The organism is Pseudomonas sp. 9AZ (genome assembly GCF_902506525.1).
In the GTDB taxonomy this organism is placed as follows: Bacteria; Pseudomonadota; Gammaproteobacteria; order Pseudomonadales; family Pseudomonadaceae; genus Aquipseudomonas; species Aquipseudomonas peli.
The window spans coordinates 356,261-379,772 of the sequence record NZ_LR733840.1 but is presented as its reverse complement, the minus strand read 5'-3'; the positions used below and the strand labels follow the sequence as shown (position 1 = coordinate 379,772).

Below are 23,512 nucleotides of genomic sequence, written 5' to 3'. Positions count from 1 at the left end.
TGGCTAAACGCCTATGCTTGCACCTGTAATGGCTTTTTGCCGAGCGGCGTCGGTTATTCGTCTATTCATTGCGCCGTATTTATGGCCATGCACCAGCCGGGTTAAACACGGAACGTACTTCCCAAGGCAACATTTGCCGATTCCTACTCTGTCGCAAGCGCTGGAAGCGCACGTCTTGGACGTGAAGTGGCGAGGGATTAGGGGGCGGAGTCACGGGAGCGTTTTTTATGGCAAAGGTTCGTCAGTTACTACTAGGTTTGGCGTCAAGTTCAGCTTTGTATTCAGGTTTAGTCCCTGCGCTCGGCTTGGGTGAGATCACCTTGCATTCGGCACTTAGTCAGCCGCTGGATGCCGAAATCGAATTGTTTGATGTAGGCGATCTGACCGCTGAAGACATGCGTGTGCGCCTGGCGCCTGCCGAAGTGTTCAGCCGTTCCGGCGTCGACCGTCTGTATTTCTTTAATGACCTGCGTTTTACCCCGTTGCTGCGGGGCGGCAAGAGTGTGATTCGCGTGGTATCGACGCAGCCGGTGCGTGAGCCTTACCTGGATTTTATTGTTGAAGTGGTCAGGCCCAACGGCCAGTTGTACCGCGAGTACACCGTATTGCTTGACCCACCCAGCTCTGCGGCTTACCGCAGCCTAGCGGCGCCTGCTGCATCTACAGTGCCTGTATTAGCACCGACTGTGACTCGTGCCGAGGCTGTTGAGCCTACACGGCCAGCGGTATTGCCCGCCGCGCAGCAGGGAAATCGCTACAGCGTGGTAAGCGGCGACAGCTTGTGGAAGATTGCCGAGCGTCTGGCCGCTGAGGCAGGGCAGGTAACACCTCAGTCGCTGATGCGTGATCTGCACGCGCTTAATCCGCAAGCCTTTATTAACGGTGATATCAATCGCCTGCGTGCCGGTGCGCAATTGCTCTTGCCCGATAGCCTCGCCAGTGCCGCACCTGCCATCGCCGAAGCCCCTCTTGCCGCAACGCTAGTGCCAGAAACCGATGCTGTGACGAATGATCAGCTGCCGGTCGATCCGCCAGCCGAGTTGCTGATTCAGGAGCAGGCTCGCGTCGAGCAGGAGCTGGCCAGCCAGATTAGTGAGACCCTGCAATTGCAACAGAGCCTGGCGCAGCTGGGCTTGCAGGTTCAGCAGCTGCAGGAGCAGATGGAGGCGCGTGATCAGCAGATTGCTGGCCTGCAGGCCGAGTTGGCCGCGCGTCGTGCGAGCGCCGAAGCAAGTACCGCGCCTGTGCCTGCTCCGGTCGCGGTAACCGCACCGGTTACGGCGGAATCAGGTAGCAACTGGCTGGCGATTATTGCCGGTCTGTTGGCGCTATTACTGGCCGGTGTCGTGGGGCTGTTCTGGCGCAGCAGAAAACCCGTTGAGCCAGCCCCTGTTGCGGTCGCCACTGCCGTGATGCCGGTCATGCAGACGGTGCCCAGCTCTGCTCCAGCGGCAGCCGTCACGCCGGCCGCCGCAGTGGCGCTCAATATGCGCGAGGTGCCGCGTGGTGGGCCGGTATGGCCAGCAGCGGGTGAGGATGCGCTGCAAAGTGCCAACGTGTATATCGCTTATGGCCGCCTGAATGAGGCCGCCAGTACGTTACGCAAGGCCTGGGAGGCTCAGCCGCAGCGCAGTGATATCGGTTTCCGCTTGCTGGAAGTTTTGGCGTTGTTGGGGGATGCCCAAGGTTTTATCGACCATGAAGCCGTGGTGCGGGCATCCGGCTTTACTCCGGCGCGGATCGACGAGTTGAAGGCGCGGCATGCCGGGTTGTTCAGCGCGACGCCGGCCAGTTTGCTGGACGATGTGGTGCTGGAGCTGGATGAGGTCGAGGCGCAGCCGTTGGTGGATGCTGCCAATGATGGCCAGCTCAATCTGGACGATATGTCGCTGGATGCCGACTGGGATCTGGTCAGCCCCTTTGCCCCAACTGCGCCGAACAAATTGGCTGACAAGGCCGGCAGCATTGCAGCGGCCAAGCGTAAGACTTCGGATATCTTCGAACTGTCCAGCAGCCGTGATGCCCGCAGCCCGTTTGCCGAGTCCATGCTGGTGGAAGAAACATCCAATGACGGTTGGGGTGGTGACGTCCTCGATGTGGAGCTGCTGGATGATTTTGATGAGCTGGCCAGCAACCGCGAAAACCTGTCCAAACTGAACATGGCTCTGGCCTATATCGAGCAGGGCAGCCTGGACAGCGCCTGCCAGATCCTCAATGAAGTAATCAACGAAGGCGATGAGGAGCAGAAGCAGGAGGCGCGTCAGCTGCTGGCTAAAATCGCCTGATTCAGAACGCTGTTGCTCAACACCCGCTAGCTTGCGCTAAGCGGGCGTTTTTCTTCTGCTGACCTATGGCAGCTGCGCGTTATCATCGGTTTTTCATCCGCCGTGAGCCTGCCAATGTCCAACCCCAAAGCCGAAGTAGTTATCACTTATTGCACGCAATGCCAGTGGCTGCTGCGCGCTGCCTGGCTAGCGCAGGAACTGCTGTCGACGTTTACCGATGATTTGTCCAAGGTTTGCCTGGAGCCCGGTACTGGTGGGGTGTTTCGCATCACCTGTGATGGTGTGCAGATCTGGGAGCGCAAGGCCGATGGCGGTTTTCCCGAGGCCAAGGTGCTCAAGCAGCGCTTGCGCGATCAGATCGATCCGGCGCGGGATCTGGGCCATAACGACCGCAGTCATTGATCACTTGGCCATCCGCGCTGATAGAAAAATCGCGCTGACAATCAGCAGCCCGCCCGCCAGCATGCGCAGGGTTGGCACCTCACTGAACAGCAGCCAGGCGAAGGCAATGCCGTAGATCGGCTCCAGGGCGAAAATCACCGCCGTAGTGCGTGCCTTGAGTACCCGCAGGCTGGCGACGAACAGGCTGTGCGCCAGGCCCGTGCAGAAGATCCCAAGCATGGCCATCCACAACCAGTCCTGTGCCTGCACGCTGGGCAGGGTTGGCCAGGCCAGCGGCAGGAATACCAGTAGCACGGTGAGGTTCTGGTACAGCGCCGCCTGGACTGGCTCGATGCCACGGGTGCTGGCGCGGTTGAGCAGCGACAGCAGGGCGAATAGCAGGCCGGAAAGTACTGCCCAGAGCAGGCCGCTGGTGGCCTGGCTGCTCAGGTCGAAATGCGGGGTGACCAGCACCAGGCCCAGGCACACCAGCGCCACCATGGCGTATTCGACCGGTCGGGTGCGCTCGCGGAATAGCAAACCTTCGAGCAGTACGGTAAAGGCCGGGAAACTGGCGAAGCCGAGGGTGGCGATGGCCACGCCGGAGATATGCACGGACTCGAAAAAACTCCACCAGTGACCGCCAAGCAGCAGGCCGCCAAGGGCCAGCAGGCTGGTTTGGCGCAGGCCGAGGCGTACCAGACGCGCGTTGCTGATCAGTTTGGCGAACAGCAGTAGGGCCGCCACGGCGAAGATGGCGCGGCCGGCGGATATCATCTGCGGGGTCGTATTCGCCAGCTTGCCAAATATGCCGGACAAGCCGAACAGCAGGGCGCCCAGATGAATTGCCCAGAGGGCATTACGTTGATTCATGCTAGGCGTGCGCCGTTGGGTAGCGGTTTGTCGAAGCCGGCCAGTACCACGCGGTTGTCGGCGTCATACACGCCGGTCACCAGCACTTCGGAGCGCACGCCGGCGATGCGCTTGGCGGCGAAGTTGCACACGCACAGTATTTGGCGGCCGACTAGCTGCTCGCAGCTGTAATGGCCGGTGAGCTGGGCGCTGGAGGTCTTGATACCCAGCTCGCCGAGATCCACTTCCAGCACATAGGCGGGTTTGTTGGCTTTTTCATTAGGTCGGGCGGTGCGAATGGTGCCGACGCGCAGCTCCACTTTTTCAAAATCCTGCCATTCAATGTTTTGCATAGGCGACTCCTCGATTCTGCCGGGCAGTCTAGGTGCCTATCTGCGCGGTTGTCTGTCGCGGGAATCGTGGGTTTTGTCGCCAGGCTCTCACAAAAGAGTGCCGGCAAATTAGTCGGTGCGGCGCAGTTGCCGAGGCGTAACGCCGAGATGCCGTGACAGGGCGGCGCTAAAGGCACTTTGCGAGCTGTAGCCGACCCGCGCAGCGATCTCGCCAATTGCCAGGTTGCTACCTTGGAGCAGTTGACGTGCAAGCTGCAGGCGACGGCTGCGCACGTAATCCATCGGTGTTTGCCCGGTTTCGGCGAGAAAGCGCGGATGAAAACGTGCTGCCGACAGGCCGGCCAGGCGCGCCAAATCGGCCACCTGCAAGGGGTGCGCGGCATGCTGGTCGATATGCGCATCCAGCGCCGCCAGCGGCAGGCGACTGGCGGCGTGGGCAGAAGTCTCGCCATTGGCCAGGCTGGCCAAGAGCAGAGCGGCGCCTTGCTGGGCAATGACCGGGTCATTGATTGGGCTGGCGGCCAGCCAGCTGACCAACTGGCTCTGCGCAGGGTTGAGGCTGACGGCGGCAGGTTTGTCCAGCAGGCGGCGAGTGGCATCCACGTGCCGGCCCAGCTGTTGTTGCAGCCAGCTGTCTGCGGGTACGTCGAGCACCAGGCAACGACTGCCGTCTTTGCTACCGCAGGCGTGCTGCGCAGCGCTGGGTACCACGGCCAGGGTCTGGTGTTTCACCTGGCTGCTTTGGCCTGCCACCTCGAACTCCAGCAGGCCGCTCAAGCCAAACACCAGCTGCGCATGGTCATGACTGTGGCTAAGCAGTTCATGGCTGTAGTGACGCAGCGAGAGCAGCGAGGACATGGTGGGCTCCTTGTTCGGCCAGCCAGTCTATACCCTTTAGAGGTTGTCACCGAATTGCCACGGCGCTGTCATGCGTCTTTCACTCCGTCTGCGCAGACTCGAGCAAACCCAGCCGGAGGTCGTCCATGACCAGCGCTCAGCTCGCCAAGCCCAGCCGCAAGCAACGTGTCCGTACCCTGTGGATTTCCGACGTGCACCTGGGCACCCGGGATTGTCAGGCTGAACACCTGGCGGCGTTTCTCAAACGCTACCAGACTGACAAGATCTACCTGGTCGGTGACATCATCGACGGCTGGAAGCTGCGCAGCGGGGTGTACTGGCCGCAGTCGCACAGCAACGTGATCCGCCGCCTGCTGACCATGAGTAAGCGCGGCACCGAGGTGGTCTACGTCACTGGCAACCATGACGAATTTCTGCGCCGCTATTCCAGCCTGATGCTCGGCAATATTCAGTTGGTCGACGAGGCCGAGCACTTCACTGTCGATGGTCGCCGCCTGTTGGTGATTCACGGTGACCAGTTCGACGTGATCACCCGTTACCACCGCTGGTTGGCCTTTCTTGGCGACTCGGCCTATGGCTTTACTCTGACCCTCAACCGCTGGCTGAATTTCTGGCGTAGCCGCTATGGCTATGGCTACTGGTCGCTGTCGGCGTACCTCAAGCACAAGGTCAAGAGCGCGGTGAATTTCATCAGCGACTTTGAAGAAGCCATCGTCCATGAGTGCGCCAAGCGTGGCTTCAATGGTGTCATCTGTGGGCATATTCACCATGCCGAAATTCGCCCGATGGGGGATGTCGAGTACATGAACTGCGGCGACTGGGTGGAGTCTTGCACCGCCTTGATCGAACATTTGGATGGCAGCATCGAACTGTATCGTCTGGCCGATGATCAGGCGCGCCAGCTGCAAGCAGCTCCAGTTGCGGCTGCCGAGCCTGCTCTGTGAGAATTCTGATCGTCTCCGACGCCTGGACACCCCAGGTCAATGGTGTGGTCACCAGTTTGCAGGCGTTGATCAGCGAATTGCGGAGTTTTGGCCATCAGGTCAAGTTGTTGTCGCCGGCTGACTTTCGCGCGCTGCCTTGCCCCAGTTACCCGGAGATTCCCTTGGTATGGAACCTCTGGCGGGTTGGGCCTGCCATTCGTGCCTTTCAGCCGGACTGCGTGCACCTGGCTACCGAAGGCCCACTGGGTTGGGCCGCACGGCGCTGGCTAAGCAAGCGTGGCCTGGCGTTCTCCAGCGCCATCCATACGCGTTTCCCCGAATACGTGCACACCCGCTGGCCCTGGATTCCACTGCGTTGGGGTTATGCCTTTCTGCGCGTCTTTCACCGGCCGAGTCAGGCCGTGCTGGTGACCACCGAGCGCATGCGCGACGAGTTTTCCAGTTGGGGCTTCAAGCGCCTGGTGCTGTGGTGCAAGGGCGTTGATACACGAGTGTTTCGTCCAGCCAAAACGCTGCCAAGCCCTGCCGAACCAGCGTTTCTGTATGTCGGGCGGATCGCCCCGGAGAAGAATATCGAGGCGTTTCTGGCCCTTGATCTGCCGGGGCAAAAGCTAGTGGTCGGCGATGGCCCGCAGCGCGAGGCATTGCAGGCGACTTATCCGCAGGTGAATTTTCTCGGCTACCAGCATGGCCAGGCCTTGGCTGAGGCGTTTCAGGCCGCCAGCGTACTGGTATTCCCCTCGCGTACCGATACCTATGGTTTGGTGATGCTCGAGGCTTTGGCCTGCGGTACGCCAGTGGCAGCGTTTCCGGTGGCCGGGCCGCTGGATGTGCTGCAAGAGGGCGTAAGCGGGGTCATGCTTGATGACTTGCGCGCGGCCTGTCTGGCGGCCTTGAGCTTGGATCGGGGGCGTTGCGCCGAGTTGGCCGCGCGACAATCCTGGCGGGCGTCAGCACTGGAGTTTCTGGCGCAGCAGCCGCTGCTGGATGGTGAGTTGTGTATGCCTGTTGTGCAGGACTCACACGCAGCGGGGCATAAGCAGGCGCTTACATGATCACCTTGTCACGCAGCTTGTCTGCTGCCTGACTAAGGGCCTGGATGACCTTTTCCTTGTCGAAATTCTGGATGCCATTGGTGTCCAGGTACATGGAGAAACCGGGCAGTTCGTGTTCGACATAGCTCGACGTGGCGCCCAAGTCGCGGCGGAAATCCACCACCTGGTAGATCTGCACCGGACGGGTAAAGCCCTTGACGGTGATCTGGCCCTTGTCGCGGCACATGATCACGTCCTTGATCAGTGAATAGGTCTCATGAGAGATCAGAATTTCGCCAGATTCAGCAGCGCTTTCCAGGCGGCTGGCGAGGTTCACGTCGCGGCCGATGATGGTGTAGTCCATGCGCGTATCGGCGCCGAAGTTACCTACCGTGCAGTAACCGGTGTTCAGCCCCATGCGGATTTCCAGCGGTTTGGTGATGCCCTGAGCCCGCCACTGCTGGCGTAAAACCTTCATATGTTTGCGCATGGCGATGGCCATGGACACGGCATTCACTGCATCTTTCTTGGCGCCTTTGCTGCTCGGGTCGCCGAAAAATACCATCACGCAGTCGCCAACGAACTTGTCGATGGTGCCGCCGTATTTCAGGCAGATCTTCGACATCTCGTTGAGGTAGGTGTTGAGCAGGTCGGTCAGGGCTTCCGCTTCCAGTTCCTCTGACAGCTCGGTGAAGCCTTTGATGTCGGAGAAGAATACCGTGAGCTTTTTACGTTGGGTCTCCAGACGCACGCTCTTCTTACCAGTGAAGATCGACTCCCACACCTGCGGTGACAGGTACTTGGCGAGATTGCGTGCTAACCGGGCAGCTTTTTCCTGTTCGCGGCTGATTTCGCTGCGCACCTGCGCCAGGCGCAGGCCCTGCTGGTGGACAAAATAGGCGGTGATGCAGATATACAGGGTGGTGAAGGCAATGCTGACCAGTGCCACCAGCGCCGGAGTGTGCACGTTGGGCTTGGCCTCAATCATGGCCAGGATAAAAACGGCACTGCTCAGGGCGATCAGGCCAGCCAGGCCGAGGTAACGCAGGCCGCCGATGACCAGGGCACTGAACGTCATGATCAGTAGCGCCATTAAACTGGGTACCACTGAGAAGCCCAGCAGGGCAATCGCACCGCCGCAGTGCAAGGCATCAATAAACAGCAGGCTGAGCATCGTGCGCTGCGGATGATCACGCTTGAAGCGCAGGCTCAGGTGGTGCGCCAGGTGCGGGTAAAGCAGGGCGTAGGGCACCATCCAGAGAATGTCGTAGCTGAAATGTTGGGTGTAGGTGCCGGCGGCAATGCTGGCTGCGATGGCGATATAGGCCAGTACGCGCGAGTAGTACTCACGCAGCGGTGGTGCCGGCAGTGCGGAAATTCGGGGGGCGCTTTTGACATTCATCCGATGGGACAATCCCTGCTGCTCGTCTGGCACCTCTGCTGGGTGCCTGGGTGGCGCGCCGTGCAGGCTGCGCGAAATAAGCCAGGGATCATAACCAAGCCCACCGCAACCGCCAAGCGCGGCGGCTGAACGGCAGGGCCGCATGGGTCAGTGGTCGCGCGCAGTGAGTGCCTAAAACTTGATGCGTCCGGTAAAGGCATCCTTCAGCATGACCCAGTCACCCATCAGCGAGTAGAACGGGTAGTCGAAGGTGGCGGGGCGGTTTTTTTCGAAAACGAAGTGCCCTACCCAGGCGAAGCCATAGCCCAGCAACGGGATGGCCAGCAGCCACAGCCAGTGTTGAGTGACCAGCGCATAGCCCAACACGCAGAGCACCAACAGGCTGCCGACGTAATGCAGTCGGCGGCAGGTAGCATTGCTGTGTTCCTGCAGGTAATAGGGGTAAAACTCGGCGAAGCTGCTGAAGCGTTCGTGGGTTTCAGTACTCATCGGGGGCTCCTCTTATTCTTTTGAGCGTCACCCAGCTTGCAGCTGTGGCGGCTTACTAGCAGTCTAGGTCGACTGACGCGCTGGGCCACTGACATTAGGTGCCAGTTTAGTATCCTTCTGTCGCCCCCTAGATTCCCTTATAAGAACAACTCATGAGCGAACGTACCACTTCATCCAGTTGGGCCTCGGGCATTGTCGCGGCCCTGGAGCTTGGCGGGGTTGATTGCCGCAGCCTGTTTGCCCAGTTGGGGCTCGACTATGCAGCCCTGACCGATCCCGACGCGCGGTTTGCCCAAGATGCGATGACCCGGCTCTGGCACATGGCCGTGGAGGCCTCGGGCAATCCGGCCATTGGTCTGAATATGGCGAAGATCTTGCGACCATCGTCCTTCAATGTGGTTGGGTATGCGGTGATGAGCAGTCGCAACCTGCAGGAAGGCTTTGCCCGGTTGGTGCGTTATCAGCGGATTATTGGCGAAGGGGCCGACCTCAGCTTTCATCCCACCCCGGAGGGTTATGAAATGCTGCTGGCGATCCATGGTGATCGCTTACCCTCGGCCCGGCAGAGCGCCGAAGCCTCGCTGGCGCACTCCCTGGCGTTTTGCCGTTGGCTGACCGGCAAACCGCTGCGCCCGCGGCGGGTGAGCTTTATCGGGCCGGCGCCGGAGGACATGGCGCCCTATGACGAAGTGTTCCAGTGTCCGCTGAAATTCAATGCCGAGCATTACGCCTTGCTGTTCGAGCGCGCGGACCTGGATGCTCCGCTGCCGTCAGCCAATGAGGCGCTGGCACAGCTGCATGACCGCTTTGCCGGAGATTACCTGGCGCGTTTTTCCGGTACACGAGTGACCCATCAGGTGCGTCAGGTGCTATGCCGTCTGTTGCCTCAGGGCGAACCCAAGCGTGAGGCGGTGGCGCAGGCGCTGTTGCTGTCTGAGCGTACGTTGCAGCGGCGCTTGCAGGATGAAGGCACCAGCTACCAGCACCTGCTCGACGATACGCGCCGTGAGTTAGCCGGTCAGTACCTGGGGCAGGCTAACCTGACCCTGCTGGAAATTTCCTACCTGCTGGGTTTCTCTGATCCGAGCAACTTCTTCCGCGCTTTCCGTCGCTGGTTTGACAGTACGCCGGGCGAGTACCGCGCGCGGCTGTAGCGACGCGCTTAGTGTCGCCAGAAGGCCGGCAGCATCAGCACCAACACGGTGAGGATTTCCAGGCGGCCGAGCAGCATGCCGAAGGTCAGCAGCCATTTGGCGGTGTCCGGAAGGCTGGAGAAGTTACCCGCCGGGCCAATGATCGGGCCCATGCCCGGGCCGACGCCGGAGACGGTGCTGGCCGCGCCACTGAGTGCGGTGATCCAGTCCAGGCCGCAGAGCGTCAGGCCCAATGCCAGCACGGCGATGGTGATGGTGAAGAAGAACGAGAAGGTCAGAATCGAGCGGACAATGTCTTCATCCAGATGGTGGCGGTTGTACTGCTGCTTGATCACCGCGCGCGGATGAATCAGCTGCATTAGGTTGGCCCTGAGCAGCACGTAGGCTACCTGAAAACGGAAGATCTTCAGGCCGCCGGCAGTTGAGCCCGAACACCCCCCGATAAACCCCAAGTAGAAGAACAGCATGCCGGCAAAACCGCCCCAAAGCGTGTAGTCACCTAGGGCAAAGCCGGTAGTGGTCATGATCGAGGTGGTGTTGAACGCCACGTGGCGAATGGCTTCGAGCCAGTGCAACTCGGTGCTGATGTAATACCACGTGCCGAGTAGCAGCCAGGTGCTCAGCAGAATGCCGAGAAAGCCCCGCACCTGCTGGTCGCGGATCAGCGCTTTGTAATTGCCGCGCAGCATTGAGGCAAACAGCACGAACGGCACACTGCCGAGAATCATCAGTACGATGGTCACCCAGTGCACGGCGGGCTCGGTCCATTTCCCCAGGGACTGATCAGAGGTGGAAAACCCGCCGGTCGCGATGGCTGACATGGTGTGGTTGATCGCATCGAATACGCCCATGCCAGCGGTCCAGAGTGCCAGGCAGCCGATGAGGCTGATGCCCAGGTAAGCGGCGATCATGTATTTGGCGACCATATGCGAGCGCGGCATGATTTTTTCGGAGCGGTCCGAGGATTCAGTCTGGAACAGGCGCATGCCGCCGATGCGCAGCATGGGCAGAATCGCCACGGCCATGGCGATAAAGCCAATCCCACCGAGCCAGTGCAGCAGAGAACGCCAGATCAGAATCCCCGGTGACATGCTGTCCAGCCCGGTGAGGACCGTGGCGCCGGTGGCGGTGATGCCCGACATGCTCTCGAACACAGCGTCGGTCACGCCCAGGTGTTGGGAAAACATGAACGGCAGTGCGGCGAACAGCCCCACCAGAATCCAGCTGGACACCGTCAGCAAGTACATGTCGCGTGGGCGCAGCTGCACGTCTTTGGGCCGGCCCTGGGCAATCATCGCGATACCCGCTATGCATGTGATCAGGCTGGACCAGAGAAACGCATTGAGCTCATCAGGCCGCGCAAACAATACGAGGGTCAACATGGGGACTGCCATGCTGATCGCCAGGGTCAGAAGAAAGATGCCATTGATAAACGCGATAATCCGCAGGGTCGGCCAAGCCATTTAAGCGTGTTCCATTCCATGAGTAGCAGGAGTCTAGGTGATCGGGCTGGCTTTTCGCTCGGTCGATTTCACTCAATGGCGCCAGAATGCTCGCGTGACCAGAACCAGTACGGTGAGGATTTCCAGTCGACCGAGCAGCATGCCGATGGTCAGCAGCCATTTGGCCGCATCCGGTAAGGTCGAAAAATTACCTGCCGGGCCGATGATTGGCCCTAGTCCCGGGCCCACGTTACAGACGGCTGTCGCAGCACCGGTTAGCGCGGTTACCCAGTCCAGGCCCAGTAATGTAAGGCCAAGGGCAATCACGCCGATGGTGATGGTGAAGAAAAACGAAAAGGTGATCAGCGAGCGGACAATCTCTTCATCGAGGTTGTGATTGTTGTACTGCTGCTTGATCACAGCGCGTGGGTGCACCAGTTGCTGCAGGTTGGCCCGCAGCAGCACATAGGCCACCTGAAAGCGAAAGATCTTCAGGCCGCCGGAGGTGGAACCCGAACAGCCGCCGACAAAGGTCAGGTAGAAGAACAGCAGCACGGCGAAACTGCCCCAGGTGGTGTAATCGCCCAGGGCATAGCCGGTGGTGGTGACCACCGAGGTGACGTTCACCGCAACGATGCGAAACGCATCCAGCCAGCTGTTATCCGAGTGCAGCCACAGCCAGGTACCGAACACCAGCCAGGTGGCCAGCAGAAAGCCGAGAAAACCGCGTACCTGGTGGTCCTTGAACAGCGCTTTGCGGTTGCCGCGCAGTGTGGCGACATACAGGGTAAAGGGCAGGCCGCCGAAGATCATCAATACCACTGCCACCCAGTGCACGGCTGGTTGGCTCCAGTTGGCCAGGGATGAATCCGAGGTCGAGTAGCCGCCGGTGGAGATCGAGGTCATTGCATGATTGATCGCATCGAAGGGCGTCATGCCCGCCAGCCAAAAGCCGAGAAAGCCGATCAGGGTCAGGCTCAGGTAGATAAGCAGAATGTATTTGGCCGCCATATGCGAGCGCGGCATGACCTTCTCGCCCCAGTCGGAGGATTCTGTCTGGAACAGGCGCATGCCACCAACCCGCAGCAACGGCAGAATCGCCACCGCCATGCCGATAAAGCCGATACCGCCCAGCCACTGCAGCATCGAGCGCCAGATCAGCAGGCCCGGTGATGCCTTATCCAATCCAACCAGAATGGTTGAGCCAGTGGTGGTAACGCCGGACATGGTTTCGAAGAAGGCATCGGTGTAGCTGATATGCTGAATCAGCACCATCGGTAGGGCGGCGAAGATGCACACCACCAGCCAGCTACCGGTGGTTAGCAGGTACATGTCGCGCGGGCGCAGATGCGCTTCTTTCGGTCGCCCAGGGAGGACCATGGCAATGCCAGCCACTGCGGTTACCAGGCTGGACCAGAGAAAGGCGTTGAGGTCGTCGGTGCGTGAATAGAGCAGCAGCGTCAACATGGGGATCAGCATGCTGACGGCCAGAGTGATCAGGAAGATGCCGAGAATAAAAGCAATGATGCGCAGTGTCGGCAATGACATGGAGTCGGCTCGGGCTCTGTAGGGCAAAGGGGCGTCATTCTACGCGCGCTGTAGCCGCTGTACAGCAGTCGTAATGCGTGCTTTACAAGCGCTTGGCGCTGCATAGAATAGCCACCAGGTGCCGGCCCTTGCCGGTTTCTGAGCCCGCCAAATCATGTCCGATAGTAATCCTTGTCTTAGCTGTGGCGCCTGCTGCGCGCATTTTCGTGTGTCTTTTTTCTGGGGGGAGTGCCAATCGGCCGGTGGTTTGATGCCGGACGATCAGGTTGTGCTGATCACCCCGCACCGTGTTGCCATGCGTGGCACGGAAAGCAAACCCACGCGTTGTAACGCCCTGCTGGGGGACGTTGGCCAGGGGGTGCGCTGTACGCTTTATGAGCAGCGCTCCAGCACCTGCCGCGAATTTGAGGCCTCCTGGGCCAATGGCGAGCACAATCCGCATTGCGATGCGGCGCGCAGTGCGCACGGCTTGCCGCCGTTAATGCCGCCGGTGTTGCCGAGCGTTTCTCCCGAGCGGGTGGCCTGAGAATCTGTGCGGATTGCCCCTCAGCTGCGCGCAGGCACTAGAATGGTCGACTGTTTCAATTGCCGAGGTGGCTGATGGACGCTCTTGATGCGTTGCTAAACCGTGTTTCTGCGCCGCGCCTGATGGCGCCTGCCCCTGATGCTGCTCAGCGTGAGCTGCTGTTTCGTGCCGCCTTGCGCGCGCCCGATCACGGTCAGCTCAAACCCTGGCGCTTCCTCACAGTGGAAGGCGAAGCGCTTGTGCAACTGGGTGAGCTGTTTGCCCGTGCATTACCTGCTGATGCCAGCCCTGAAGCCTTGACCAAAGCGCGTGCCATGCCACTGCGTGCGCCGTTGCTGGTGGTGGTGATTGCCCGCGTACAAGCCAGCCCTAAAGTACCAGAGCAGGAGCAAGTGCTGGCCGCCGGCTGCGCTGCCCACGGGATTCTGCTGGCTGCCCATGCGCAAGGTATTGGTGCGGTCTGGCGCACCGGTGATATGGCCTACAACCCGCAGGTCGCTGCTGGCCTGGGTCTGAGCGCGGATGAGCAGGTTATTGCCTACCTCTACCTGGGTACTCCGGAGCGCGAGTTACGTGCTGTGCCGCAGGTTCAGGTCGATGATTTTGTTACGGCCTGGTCGGCGCCTGATTCGGCAGAGTAAGCGGTAGGCGCAGGGTGGCGATAAAGCCGCCTTGCGCATGATTACTCAGCTCCAGTTGCCCGCCATGCCGCTCCGCCGCGCGGCGCGCGATGGCAAGCCCGAGGCCATGACCACTACTGGTTTGGCCGGGCGCGCGGAAGAAGGGTTCGCCAAGTCGCGTCAGCAGTTCAGGCGCAACGCCGGGGCCGTGGTCACGTACGCTCAGACATAGTTGCTCGGCGTTTCGGCTTGCCGTCAGTTCAATAGTTTGGCCAACCGGGTTAAAGCGCAGGGCATTGCGCAGCAGGTTATCCAGCGCGCGTTGCAGCATGTCCGGCCAACCGTTGAGCTGCAGGTCGCTTTCCAGCTGAATCTCGATTGTTTGCTCGGGCGCATCCAGGCGCGCATCGTCCTGCAGTTTGTGCAGCAGCTCACCCAGGTTGATTGGCTGCGCTGCGCCCGGTTCGGCGTCGAGGCGGGCGAGGGCGAGGATTTCGCTGATCAGCGCTTCCAGGCGGTCACACTCCTGGCTCAGGCGCGGCCAGTATTTTTCCCGTTCGGCAGCATCGGCGCGCTCGGTCAGCGCCAGGGCGATACGCAGGCGGGCAAGGGGCGAGCGCAACTCATGTGACACGTCGCGCAGCAGTTGGCGTTGGCTGCTGATCAAACCTTGAACACGTTCGCCCATGCGGTTGAAGTCACCCGCCAGTACGCCGAGTTCATCACGTCGCTCGGCCAGTTTGGCCAGGCTGTTCTGCTGGTAGGCAGTTTGTCCCAGGTCATGCACTGCGCCGCGCAGGCGATTCAGTGGGCGGGTGATAGACAGCGTCAGCCAGAGGCTGAAGAGGGTCAGCACCAACATGGCGATGCCCAGCGCGCTAAGCGGCCAAAGCAGGCTGTCGCGCTGCCAGGCGGCAACTTCTGGAATCGGGATGCGGTAAATAAACAGGTAGGTTTCGCCGCTATGTGGGCTGGTGTAATCGACACTCAAACGGCGCCAGGGCAGGCGCTTTTCATTGCGGTGACGGGCTTCAAAAGCCGCCGCACGCGGCGGGAAGGTGCCTTGAACGACCGGCTGGCCGCTGTCATCGAGGACCTGCACATCGATGCGGAACTTGCGTTTGCGTTGTTCGAGCAAATTTTGGGCTGCGCGCGGGCCTTTCTTTTCGTAACGTTGCGTCCACGTCTCGGCGAGGTCGTCCATGCCGGGGTGCTGGCTGAGCAGCCAGGCATCCTGATTGAGCATGCGCCCAAGCAACATGGACAGCCCGGCAACCAGGGCAATGGCCAGCCAGAAGCTGGCAAAAATGCGCCAGAACAGTGACCGCACGGTAGCTCCTTAGTGATGCAATAGTAGAAATGCTAACGCCCACCCGGCTGGAAAACCGGGTGGGCGTAGCGGCAACAATGCCTGGATCAGTTCTTTTTCGCTTGGTCTGCCTGCCAAGCCTTGAATGCCTGGTGCTCGGCGCGGCGCTCTTCCATCTTTTTCTGGTGTTCGTCGAAGGCTTTTTGCTGCTCAGGCTTGAGCAGGGCGCGGATGGCGCTTTGCTGTTTGTCCTTGGCGGCCTGCAACTCGTCCTGCATGGCTTTCTGTTCAGCGGCGGGCAGCTTGTCCAGGTAGCGCTGGGTGATCTCATGGCGACCTTGCATCTGCTCGCCCATCAGCTTACGGATTTCGCGGTGCTGCTCTTTGCTCAGGTCGAGTTCTTTAAACATCCGGGAGCCATGTTCGCCATGATGGCCGCCGCCGTGCCGTGGACCGTCTTCTGGCATGGCCATGGCCAGGGTTGGGAGCGTCAGGGCGAGCAGTACTGCGGTCAGGGTTTTACGCATGGTGTGTCTCCTTGTCTGAAACCGGTAAACACCGGATGAGCCCAGTCTAGGGCGGTCAAGGTCAAGGGCGGTCAGGGCAAGGTAAAGCTTAGGTAAAGAGCGCGGCGCAGCTGAATTACACAACCACGGCTCAGACGCTGTAGTAGTAACCGCGGCTACGTAGCGCCAAAATTCGCTGGCGGCCGTCGGCATGCGGGCCGAGTTTTTTGCGCAGGTTACTGACGTGCATATCCAGGCTGCGGTCATACAGGGTCAGTTTGCGGCCAAGGGCCAGTTGCGCCAGTTCCTGTTTATCCACCGGTTCGCCCGGATGTTGCAGCAAGGCTTCGAGGATGCGGCTTTCCGAGAGCGTCAGCAGCACTTCTTGTTCGCTCAGGGTCACGGTGCCGCGGGCCTGACTGTAATGCAGGTCACCCAGGTCGAGTGGGCTGCTGGGTGTGGCCGGCAGGCTGCGGCGTAACACTGCGCGCAGGCGCGCGGTGAGTTCGCGGGGGTCGCAAGGTTTGGCCAGGTAATCGTCGGCGCCCAGTTCAAGACCGAGAATCCGGTCTAGCGGTTCGCCGCGCGCCGAGAGCATCAGCACCGGCAGCTCCGGATGGTCGCTGCGTAACTGCTTGAGCAGCTCCAGGCCGCTGCCATCGGGCAGCATCACATCCAGCACCACGGCATCCGGGCTGTGTTTGGCGAGGGCATTGCGCGCGCTGTGGCCATCATGGCAGGCACTGACCTGAAAGCCTTCCTGGGTCAGCCAGCTGGTCAGCAGTTCGCAGAGTTCGACGTCGTCGTCGATTAACAGCAGATCACTCATGTGTCAGTTAAGCCACTCGCTGCGTGAGCTGCGGCCACGGCGTAGCAGGGCGCCGATGATCACCCCGAGTAAGCCGGCCCCGGCGCCCGTGGCAAACCACATCTGCTGTTCACTGATCAGCGGCTGCGGGGCGCTGGCGATGGCTTTTTTCAGCTGCAGCTTGAGGCGCTGGTTTTCCTGGCGCAGGCGCTGCAGCTGCACGGTGTCACGTTCGTTGCTGCTGGTCTGCAGTTCAGTCGCGAGGGCTTCGCGTTGCTCTTCGCTGAGCGCCAGTCGCTGCTCCAGTTCATCAATCTGCGTCTGCGCTGAGGTGGCTTCTGCCAATGGCAGCGGAGGGCTTTCCTCGGCCTGAGTGACGGCTGGCAAGCACAGGGTCAAGAGCAGAAACAGCGGGCCTGGACGCATCGGAACTCCTATCTTTGTAATTGTTGTTATGGGTTATTCAGCGGGAGATTGGCTCAAGGCAAGACCAATTTGAAGGGTTTTACCAGCACCGAGGCGTACACCCCAGCGGCGCGGTAAGGGTCGGCCTCAGCCCATTGTTGCGCGGTTAGCAGCGAGTCGAACTCGGCGACGATCAAGCTGCCGGAAAAGCCTGCGGGGCCTGGGTCATTGCTGTCGACGGCCGGGTGCGGTCCGGCGAGGATTAGGCGACCTTCGCTTTTCAGCTGCTCCAGGCGGGCAAGGTGCGCTGGGCGAGCACTCAGGCGGTTTTCCAGGGAGTTTTCCACATCGGTGGCAATGATCGCGTAGAGCATCTCAATCCTTAATAAGGTCGTCGGCGCAGGCCGCTGCCAGGGGAGAAAAGCAGCCCGGTCAGGCAAAGTCGAGGAAATATTGGTGCAAGCCAGCAAGAATCTGCATCTGGCGGCATAATATCAAACATAAATGACTCGGAAAGCGCCCCCTATGGATGTTGATTTGCATTGCCACAGCACCGCTTCAGATGGCGCACTCGCGCCCGCTGTGGTGGTGGCGCGGGCGTTTGAGCGCGGTGTGCGTGTGCTGGCGTTGACCGATCACGACACCCTTGATGGCCTCGATGAAGCAGTCGCAGCGGCGCAGGCATTGGGCATGCAGTTGATCAACGGTATCGAGCTGTCCTGCACCTGGGGCGGCGCGACCATTCATGTGCTGGGCTACGCCTTTAATCGCGATGCGCCGGCGTTACAGCAGGCAATTGCCGAATTGCACGATGGGCGCTGGCTGCGCGCTGCGGAAATCAGTAAGCGTCTGGAAGCCAAAGGTATGCCGGGGGCACTGGAAGGTGCGCGTGCTCTGCAGCAGGAGTTGGGCGACAGTGGCAATGCTCCGGCACGCCCGCATTTTGCCGACTTTCTGGTGCGCAGTGGGTACGTCAAGGACCGCGCTGAAGCATTCCGCAAGTGGTTGGGTTCAGGCAAGTTGGGGGATGTGAAACAGCATTGGCCGGAGCTGGCGCAAACTGTGGATACGTTGCGCCGAGCAGGTGCCTGGGTCAGCCTGGCGCATCCCTGGCAGTACGACTTTACTCGGAGTAAACGGCGTAAGTTAATTGCCGATTTTGTCGGAGCGGGTGGGCATTCATTGGAAGTGGTCAACGGCATGCAGCCGGCCGAACAGGTGGGCAGTCTGGCGATTCTGGCGAGGGAATTTGGCATGTTCGTCACCGCAGGCAGTGATTTCCATGCGCCTGGCCAGTGGTCTGAACTGGGCGTTTACCGCCCGGTGCCCGAGGATCTACCGCCCTTATGGGCACGGTTCCAACATGTCCAGCAGCCTACTGCACTTTGACCCGGGGCCTAGCGTGAGCCAATTCTTCCAGATTCATCCGGAAAACCCGCAAGCACGGTTGATCAAACAGGCCGTGGAAATCATCCGCAATGGCGGTGTGGTGGTCTATCCGACCGACTCTTCCTATGCAGTCGGCTGCCATATTGGCGACAAGAACGCCGTGGAGCGTATTCGCCGCCTGCGCCAACTGGATGACAAGCATAACTTCACCCTGGTATGCCGCGACCTGTCGCAGCTCAGCACCTTTGCCAAGGTTGATACTGCAGCCTTCCGCTTGCTCAAGAGCCATACCCCGGGGCCTTACACCTTTATCCTCAATGCCACACGTGAAGTCCCGCGCATGCTGCTGCATGCCAAACGCCGCACCATTGGCCTGCGTGTGCCTAATCATCCGATTGCCATGGCCTTGCTGGCCGAGCTGGATGAGGCATTGATGAGCGTGACCTTGATTTTGCCGGGCGAAACGCTGCCGATGAGTGATCCTTACGAAATGCGTCAGATGCTTGAGCATCAGGTCGATCTGATTATCGATGGCGGCTTCGGCGGCCTGGAAGCCTCCACTGTGGTCAGCTTGCTCAACGATGAGCCCGAGGTGTTTCGAGTGGGGTGCGGTGATCCGTCGCCTTTTACGAATGGCAACTGATCCTGGCTATAATCGGGTTCCTTTGAGTTTTCAGGTAATCCGTTTTGAGTCTTGTTGACGCTGAACGCCGCGTGCTGTCTGGCATGCGCCCAAGTGGCTTGTTGCACTTGGGGCAGTACCAAGGTGTGCTGAAGAACTGGGTGAAGCTGCAACACACCTATGAATGCTTCTTCTGCATCGTTGACCTGCACGCCCTGACCACTGATTACGACGATGTCGGCCCGCTGTCGCAGCGCGTCATGGACATGGCGGTGGACTGGTTGGCTGCCGGCGTGAGCCCCAGCTCAGCGACGCTGTTTATCCAGTCGCAAGTCCCTGAACACGCCGAATTACACCTGCTACTGTCGATGATCTGCCCGCTCAGTTGGCTGGAACGCGTGCCCTCCTATAAAGAACAGCAGGAGCAGCTGCACGGCAAGGATCTGAGCACCTTCGGCTTTCTCGGTTACCCCTTGCTGCAGGCGGCTGACATCCTGCTATACCGCGCAGGCGTGGTGCCGGTCGGCAGCGATCAGCTGGCGCATATCGAGTTTGCCCGCGATGTGGCGCGGCGCTTCAACCACTTGTATGGCCGCGAGCCGGGCTTTGAGGAAAAGGCCGAGGCGGCGATAATCAAGCTGGGCAAGAAAGCCGCGACGCTCTACAACAACCTGCGCAGGGCCTATCAGGAACAGGGCGACGCTGAGGCGCTGGAAACCGCGCGAGCCCTGCTCAAGGATCAGCAGAGCATCACCCTGGGCGATAAAGAGCGCCTTTACGGCTACCTGGAAGGTGGCGGCAAGATTCTGCTGATCGAACCGCAGGCCATGCTGGGCGATTCGCCCAAGCTGCTTGGGCTTGATGGCGGCAAGATGTCCAAATCCAATAACAATGCGATTTTCCTGCGTGACAGCGGTTCGGCGATCGAGGAGAAGATCCGCCGCATGCCGACTGATCCGGCGCGGGTGCATCGTGATGATCCGGGTAGCCCGGAGAATTGCCCGGTGTGGTCGCTGCATCAGCTGTATTCCAGCAATGAAACCTGCGACTGGGCACAGCAAGGCTGTCGCAGCGCCGGCATCGGCTGTCTGGAATGCAAGGCACCTTTGGTCGAAGCGCTGCAGCAGGAACTGCAACCTCTGCAGGCGCGTGCTGCGGATTATCAGGACAACCCTGATCTGGTCCGGCAGATTCTTGCCGATGGCGCCGAGCGAGCGCGCTCTGAAGCGCGCGAAACCCTCACTGAAGTGCGCCTGGCCCTTGGCCTGAATTACCGCTGAACCTGACGCTGTATCTACCTTCGAGAATGACCATGTCCAGCGTGCCAGCCCAGGAACATCCCGAGAGCCATCCCCAGGATCAGGCCAATGCGCAGCAGGAGCTGCCATTTGCCCTGGTGTATGGCCAGGCGGTCACTGAAATGCCGCTCGATCTGTACATCCCGCCGGATGCGCTGGAAGTGTTTCTCGAAGCCTTCGAAGGGCCGCTGGACCTGCTGCTTTACCTGATCCGCAAGCAGAACATCGACGTACTGGATATCCCGGTGGCGGAAATCACCCGCCAGTACATGGGCTACGTCGAGTTGATGCAGTCGGTGCGCTTGGAGCTGGCTGCCGAGTATCTGGTGATGGCGGCCATGCTCGCCGAGATCAAGTCGCGCATGCTGTTGCCGCGCTCCAGTGAGGCGGAAGCGGAGGAAGACGACCCACGCGCCGAGCTGATCCGCCGTCTGCAGGAATACGAGCGTTACAAGGCCGCCGCAGAAGGTATCGACGGCCTTAGCCGGGTTGGCCGTGACGTCACGGTGCCGCGTCTGGACGCGCCAGAAGCGCGGGCGCGCAAGTTGCTGCCGGACGTCAGCCTGGAAGAAGTGCTGCTGTCGATGGCTGAAGTGCTGCGCCGCGCCGATATGTTCGAAAGCCACCAGGTCACCCGTGAGGCGCTGTCGACCCGTGAGCGCATGAGCGAAGTGCTTGAGCGTCTCAAAGGCGGTGCGTTTGTGCCGTTTGTCAGCCTGTTTAGTGCTGAAGAGGGCAAGCTCGGGGTGGTGGTGACCTTTATGGCGGTGCTCGAGTTGATCAAGGAATCCTTGGTTGAACTGGTGCAAAATGAGGCTTTTGGGCCAATCCATGTGCGTGCGCGGGCTGAATAAGCATGAACCTTAACGAACCTCGCGAGCTGGCCAGCCTGCTCGAAGCCTTTCTGCTGGCATCCGGCAAACCGCAATCACTGGAGCGCTTGTTCGAGCTTTTTGAAGAAGCCGAGCGGCCGGAACCGGCGGTTTTCAAAAAGGCGCTGGCGCATCTGGGCAAGTCCTGTGAAGGGCGCGCCTTCGAGCTTATCGAGGTGGCGTCCGGTTACCGCCTGCAAGTACGCGAGAAGTTTGCGCCTTGGGTGGGTCGCCTATGGGAAGAGCGCCCGCAGCGCTATTCGCGCGCCATGCTGGAAACCCTGGCGCTGATTGCCTACCGCCAGCCGATCACCCGTGGCGAGATCGAAGATGTGCGCGGTGTGGCGGTGAACAGCCATATCGTCAAAACCCTGCTGGAGCGTGAGTGGATTCGTGTGGTGGGTTATCGCGATGTGCCGGGCAAGCCGGCGATGTTTGCCACTACCAAGGCCTTTCTCGATCACTTCAACTTGAAAAGCCTCGACGAGTTACCGCCCCTAGCCGCCCTGCGCGAGCTGGAACCGGAGCCGGCGCTTGCTTTTGAGGATGATCTGGAGGCGCCACAAAGCCTGCAGGCGCGTGCCGACCTGGCCCTGGCCGATGAGCCCGCGGTGGAAGCGAGCGAAGAAACCAGCTTCAGCAGCCTGCTGGCTGAACTCGACTCGATGGAGCAGGGTCTGAAGACTGACTTTGACGACTTACCCGAGCAGGACGATGAGCGTGACGATGCCGAAGATCCTCACAAAACCCTGGATAAAGAGCAGCTGCCTGACTGAAGTGCTGGTGGCACCAGTGAAGGCGTTAGCGCGGTGAAAGACCCCTGCATCAAGCTGTGCAAGTTCGAGCGCGATATCTGTCTCGGTTGCGGGCGCAGCAAGGCCGAGATCAAAGGCTGGAAGAAGCTCGACAAGCCTGCCCGACGTGCCGTTCTGGCCGAAGCGGATATGCGCTTGCTGAGTTTGGCGACCATCGGTCGACGCAAAGGCTGACGGCCACCGATCAGGCGACTAGCCTCAACCCGTGCGTAAGCGCCGCGTTTCGCGTATGCTCCGCGGCCCTTCGACGACTCGAGTCGTCCAATCACTAAAGAAAACACCGGGAGGTGCCCAGATGAGTGAAGAAATCGAAGAATACAGCCCCGCAGGCGAAAAACTGCAGAAAGTCATGGCGCGCATGGGCTTGGCTTCACGCCGTGAAATCGAAGCCTGGATTACCGCTGGCCGCGTCAAGGTCAACGGCGCAGTCGCCAGCCTCGGTGTGCGCGTTGACCTGCACGATGCGATTGCTGTCGATGGCAAGGTGATCCGCCGCGAAGAAGCTGCCGAAAACGTGCGTCGTGTCATCATCTACAACAAGCCTGAAGGCGAGATCTGCACCCGTGACGACCCAGAAGGCCGTCCGACTGTATTTGATCGTCTGCCCCGGCCGAAAGATGGCCGCTGGATCAATATCGGTCGCCTCGACATCAATACCACCGGTCTGCTGATGTTCACCACTGACGGTGAGCTGGCCAACCGCCTGATGCACCCGTCCTTCCAGATGGACCGCGAGTACGCCGTGCGCGTGCGTGGCGAGGTCGACGAAGAGATGATCGAGCGCCTGAAAGCCGGCGTGATGCTGGAAGATGGCCCGGCCAAGTTCACCGACATCAAGGTCGCACCGGGCGGTGTTGGCTTCAACCACTGGTATCACTGCGTGGTGATGGAAGGCCGTAACCGTGAAGTGCGTCGTCTGTGGGAGTCCCAGGGCCTGGTGGTCAGCCGTCTGAAGCGTGTGCGTTTCGGCCCGGTGTTTATCACCTCGGACCTGACCATGGGTCGCTGGCGCGAAATGAGCCAGCGCGAAGTGGATATTCTCAGCGAGGAAGTCGGCCTCAAGCCGGTCGCCTTGCCGGATATGAAGGAAAAAGCCCGCGACAAGATCGACCGTCTGCAGCGTAAGTCGGCCAAGCCAGTGGGTCGTGCCGCCCGCCCAGAGCGGACTCTGCGTCCAGCCCATGGCGGCGGCCCGGCAGCGGCTGGTGATCAAGGCCGTTCGCGTCCTGCCCGTGGTGAAAGTGATGAGCGTGGCGAGCGCCCGGTGCGCACCCCGCGTGCACCGCGTGCGGATCAGAGCAAGGGGACGCCGGTTGCTGAGCGTCCGAGTGATGTCAACAAGAAACGTCCGGCCAAGCCGGGTGCGCAACGCCCAGGTGTTGAGTTGACTGATCGGCCTTCGCGTAAGCCAGCGGGTGCGCCAGTTAAGCGCCGTAGCCAGTCAACCCGCGACGGTCAGCGTCCAGGTTTTGGTCGCGGTCCTAAGCCGGAGTAATCCATTACGGTGGATGTAAAAAGGCGACCCTCGGGTCGCCTTTTTTATGTCCTGCCATTCATGGCTGCCAACCTGCGGGTCGTGGCTGCGCGGCATTAAAAATGT

At 60.4% G+C, this 23,512-nt stretch carries 25 protein-coding genes and 1 pseudogene; 14 read left to right on the top strand and 12 right to left on the bottom strand.

Translation table 11 applies throughout. The annotated features are described in order from the left end of the window. The first annotated feature begins 320 nt into the window (after window positions 1-320). Together ALTER154_RS01905 and ALTER154_RS01900 are read left to right on the top strand one after the other, a co-directional pair. A complete protein-coding gene (locus ALTER154_RS01905) occupies window positions 321-2,285 on the top strand; it encodes a FimV/HubP family polar landmark protein (protein ID WP_256665377.1) in 1,965 nt (654 codons plus the stop codon). 114 nt (window positions 2,286-2,399) lie between these two features. Next, complete coding sequence (locus ALTER154_RS01900) at window positions 2,400-2,687, top strand: SelT/SelW/SelH family protein (protein WP_160085030.1); 288 nt, start codon at window positions 2,400-2,402, stop codon at window positions 2,685-2,687. Here the strand turns inward: ALTER154_RS01900 and ALTER154_RS01895 are convergent, their stop codons facing one another. From ALTER154_RS01895 to ALTER154_RS01885, 3 genes are all read right to left on the bottom strand, one after another. Beyond that, entirely contained in the window at window positions 2,688-3,539 is an 852-nt protein-coding gene (locus tag ALTER154_RS01895; RefSeq protein ID WP_090248220.1) for a DMT family transporter, read from the bottom strand. Beyond that, window positions 3,536-3,871, bottom strand: a complete 336-nt coding sequence (locus ALTER154_RS01890; RefSeq protein ID WP_160085029.1) for a tRNA-binding protein — start codon at window positions 3,869-3,871, stop codon at window positions 3,536-3,538. Before ALTER154_RS01890 ends, ALTER154_RS01895 begins: the two co-directional genes overlap by 4 nt. 108 nt (window positions 3,872-3,979) lie before the next feature. Then, window positions 3,980-4,729: an AraC family transcriptional regulator gene (locus ALTER154_RS01885; RefSeq protein WP_160085028.1), complete on the bottom strand. Its 750-nt coding sequence runs from the start codon at window positions 4,727-4,729 to the stop codon at window positions 3,980-3,982. Between the two features lie 125 nt (window positions 4,730-4,854). On the opposite strand from ALTER154_RS01885, the gene ALTER154_RS01880 reads away from it, so the two are divergent. Beyond that, on the top strand, window positions 4,855-5,673 hold the full coding sequence (locus ALTER154_RS01880) for a UDP-2,3-diacylglucosamine diphosphatase (RefSeq protein ID WP_160085027.1): 819 nt from the start codon (window positions 4,855-4,857) through the stop codon (window positions 5,671-5,673). Further along, the gene (locus tag ALTER154_RS01875) at window positions 5,670-6,728 is read left to right on the top strand and encodes a glycosyltransferase family 1 protein (protein ID WP_160085026.1); all 1,059 of its coding nucleotides are present in this window, start codon (window positions 5,670-5,672) and stop codon (window positions 6,726-6,728) included. Before ALTER154_RS01880 ends, ALTER154_RS01875 begins: the two co-directional genes overlap by 4 nt. Here the strand turns inward: ALTER154_RS01875 and ALTER154_RS01870 are convergent. Next, window positions 6,721-8,109 (bottom strand): adenylate/guanylate cyclase domain-containing protein, encoded by a 1,389-nt coding sequence (locus ALTER154_RS01870; RefSeq protein WP_090248212.1) that lies wholly within the window; start codon window positions 8,107-8,109, stop codon window positions 6,721-6,723. The genes ALTER154_RS01875 and ALTER154_RS01870 overlap by 8 nt on opposite strands. Before the next feature lie 171 nt (window positions 8,110-8,280). Beyond that, the gene (locus tag ALTER154_RS01865) at window positions 8,281-8,598 is read right to left on the bottom strand and encodes an Mpo1-like protein (RefSeq protein ID WP_160085025.1); all 318 of its coding nucleotides are present in this window, start codon (window positions 8,596-8,598) and stop codon (window positions 8,281-8,283) included. Window positions 8,599-8,750: 152 nt separating this feature from the next. Here ALTER154_RS01865 and ALTER154_RS01860 point away from each other — a divergent pair, with 152 nt between their 5' ends. Continuing rightward, complete coding sequence (locus tag ALTER154_RS01860) at window positions 8,751-9,752, top strand: AraC family transcriptional regulator (RefSeq protein ID WP_090248209.1); 1,002 nt, start codon at window positions 8,751-8,753, stop codon at window positions 9,750-9,752. An 8-nt stretch (window positions 9,753-9,760) separates the two neighbouring features. On the opposite strand, the gene ALTER154_RS01855 is transcribed toward ALTER154_RS01860, so the two are convergent. Together ALTER154_RS01855 and ALTER154_RS01850 are read right to left on the bottom strand one after the other, a co-directional pair. Further along, window positions 9,761-11,215: a TrkH family potassium uptake protein gene (locus tag ALTER154_RS01855; protein WP_160085024.1), complete on the bottom strand. Its 1,455-nt coding sequence runs from the start codon at window positions 11,213-11,215 to the stop codon at window positions 9,761-9,763. 72 nt (window positions 11,216-11,287) lie between these two features. Beyond that, complete coding sequence (locus ALTER154_RS01850) at window positions 11,288-12,742, bottom strand: TrkH family potassium uptake protein (RefSeq protein ID WP_160085023.1); 1,455 nt, start codon at window positions 12,740-12,742, stop codon at window positions 11,288-11,290. A 154-nt stretch (window positions 12,743-12,896) separates the two neighbouring features. On the opposite strand from ALTER154_RS01850, the gene ALTER154_RS01845 reads away from it, so the two are divergent. Then, window positions 12,897-13,268, top strand: a complete 372-nt coding sequence (locus ALTER154_RS01845) for a YkgJ family cysteine cluster protein (protein WP_090248204.1) — start codon at window positions 12,897-12,899, stop codon at window positions 13,266-13,268. A 74-nt stretch (window positions 13,269-13,342) separates the two neighbouring features. Then, the gene (locus ALTER154_RS01840; RefSeq protein WP_160085022.1) at window positions 13,343-13,909 is read left to right on the top strand and encodes a nitroreductase family protein; all 567 of its coding nucleotides are present in this window, start codon (window positions 13,343-13,345) and stop codon (window positions 13,907-13,909) included. Here the strand turns inward: ALTER154_RS01840 and ALTER154_RS01835 are convergent. The 5 genes from ALTER154_RS01835 to ALTER154_RS01815 form a co-directional block, all read right to left on the bottom strand. Further along, window positions 13,875-15,218, bottom strand: a complete 1,344-nt coding sequence (locus tag ALTER154_RS01835) for a HAMP domain-containing sensor histidine kinase (RefSeq protein ID WP_160085021.1) — start codon at window positions 15,216-15,218, stop codon at window positions 13,875-13,877. The two genes, ALTER154_RS01840 and ALTER154_RS01835, sit on opposite strands and share 35 nt — an antisense overlap. A gap of 86 nt (window positions 15,219-15,304) precedes the next feature. After that, window positions 15,305-15,724 carry a Spy/CpxP family protein refolding chaperone gene (locus ALTER154_RS01830; RefSeq protein WP_160085020.1) on the bottom strand — a complete coding sequence of 140 codons (420 nt, stop codon included), beginning with the start codon at window positions 15,722-15,724 and terminating at the stop codon, window positions 15,305-15,307. 130 nt (window positions 15,725-15,854) lie between these two features. Then, window positions 15,855-16,532, bottom strand: coding sequence for a response regulator transcription factor (locus ALTER154_RS01825; RefSeq protein WP_160085019.1), 678 nt, complete (start codon window positions 16,530-16,532; stop codon window positions 15,855-15,857). 3 nt (window positions 16,533-16,535) lie between these two features. Then, the gene (locus tag ALTER154_RS01820; RefSeq protein WP_160085018.1) at window positions 16,536-16,937 is read right to left on the bottom strand and encodes a translation initiation factor 2; all 402 of its coding nucleotides are present in this window, start codon (window positions 16,935-16,937) and stop codon (window positions 16,536-16,538) included. A gap of 53 nt (window positions 16,938-16,990) precedes the next feature. Continuing rightward, on the bottom strand, window positions 16,991-17,290 hold the full coding sequence (locus ALTER154_RS01815) for a YciI family protein (RefSeq protein WP_160085017.1): 300 nt from the start codon (window positions 17,288-17,290) through the stop codon (window positions 16,991-16,993). A 151-nt stretch (window positions 17,291-17,441) separates the two neighbouring features. Between ALTER154_RS01815 and ALTER154_RS01810 the strand changes: the two genes are divergently transcribed. The 7 genes and pseudogenes from ALTER154_RS01810 (at window position 17,442) to rluB (ending at window position 23,407) form a co-directional block, all read left to right on the top strand. Next, complete coding sequence (locus ALTER154_RS01810) at window positions 17,442-18,305, top strand: PHP domain-containing protein (RefSeq protein WP_160085016.1); 864 nt, start codon at window positions 17,442-17,444, stop codon at window positions 18,303-18,305. Window positions 18,306-18,318: 13 nt separating this feature from the next. Continuing rightward, a complete protein-coding gene (locus ALTER154_RS01805) occupies window positions 18,319-18,948 on the top strand; it encodes an L-threonylcarbamoyladenylate synthase (RefSeq protein ID WP_090251107.1) in 630 nt (209 codons plus the stop codon). Between the two features lie 44 nt (window positions 18,949-18,992). Further along, a complete protein-coding gene (locus ALTER154_RS01800; RefSeq protein WP_160085015.1) occupies window positions 18,993-20,207 on the top strand; it encodes a tryptophan--tRNA ligase in 1,215 nt (404 codons plus the stop codon). Window positions 20,208-20,380: 173 nt separating this feature from the next. After that, on the top strand, window positions 20,381-21,079 hold the full coding sequence (locus tag ALTER154_RS01795) for a ScpA family protein (protein ID WP_167144217.1): 699 nt from the start codon (window positions 20,381-20,383) through the stop codon (window positions 21,077-21,079). A gap of 2 nt (window positions 21,080-21,081) precedes the next feature. After that, window positions 21,082-21,858: pseudogene (scpB, locus tag ALTER154_RS01790) on the top strand (SMC-Scp complex subunit ScpB); the annotation flags it as partial. Window positions 21,859-21,906: 48 nt separating this feature from the next. Beyond that, complete coding sequence (locus tag ALTER154_RS01785) at window positions 21,907-22,086, top strand: DUF1289 domain-containing protein (protein ID WP_090248187.1); 180 nt, start codon at window positions 21,907-21,909, stop codon at window positions 22,084-22,086. 121 nt (window positions 22,087-22,207) lie between these two features. Continuing rightward, complete coding sequence (rluB, locus tag ALTER154_RS01780) at window positions 22,208-23,407, top strand: 23S rRNA pseudouridine(2605) synthase RluB (protein ID WP_160085012.1); 1,200 nt, start codon at window positions 22,208-22,210, stop codon at window positions 23,405-23,407. Window positions 23,408-23,512: the final 105 nt, after the last annotated feature.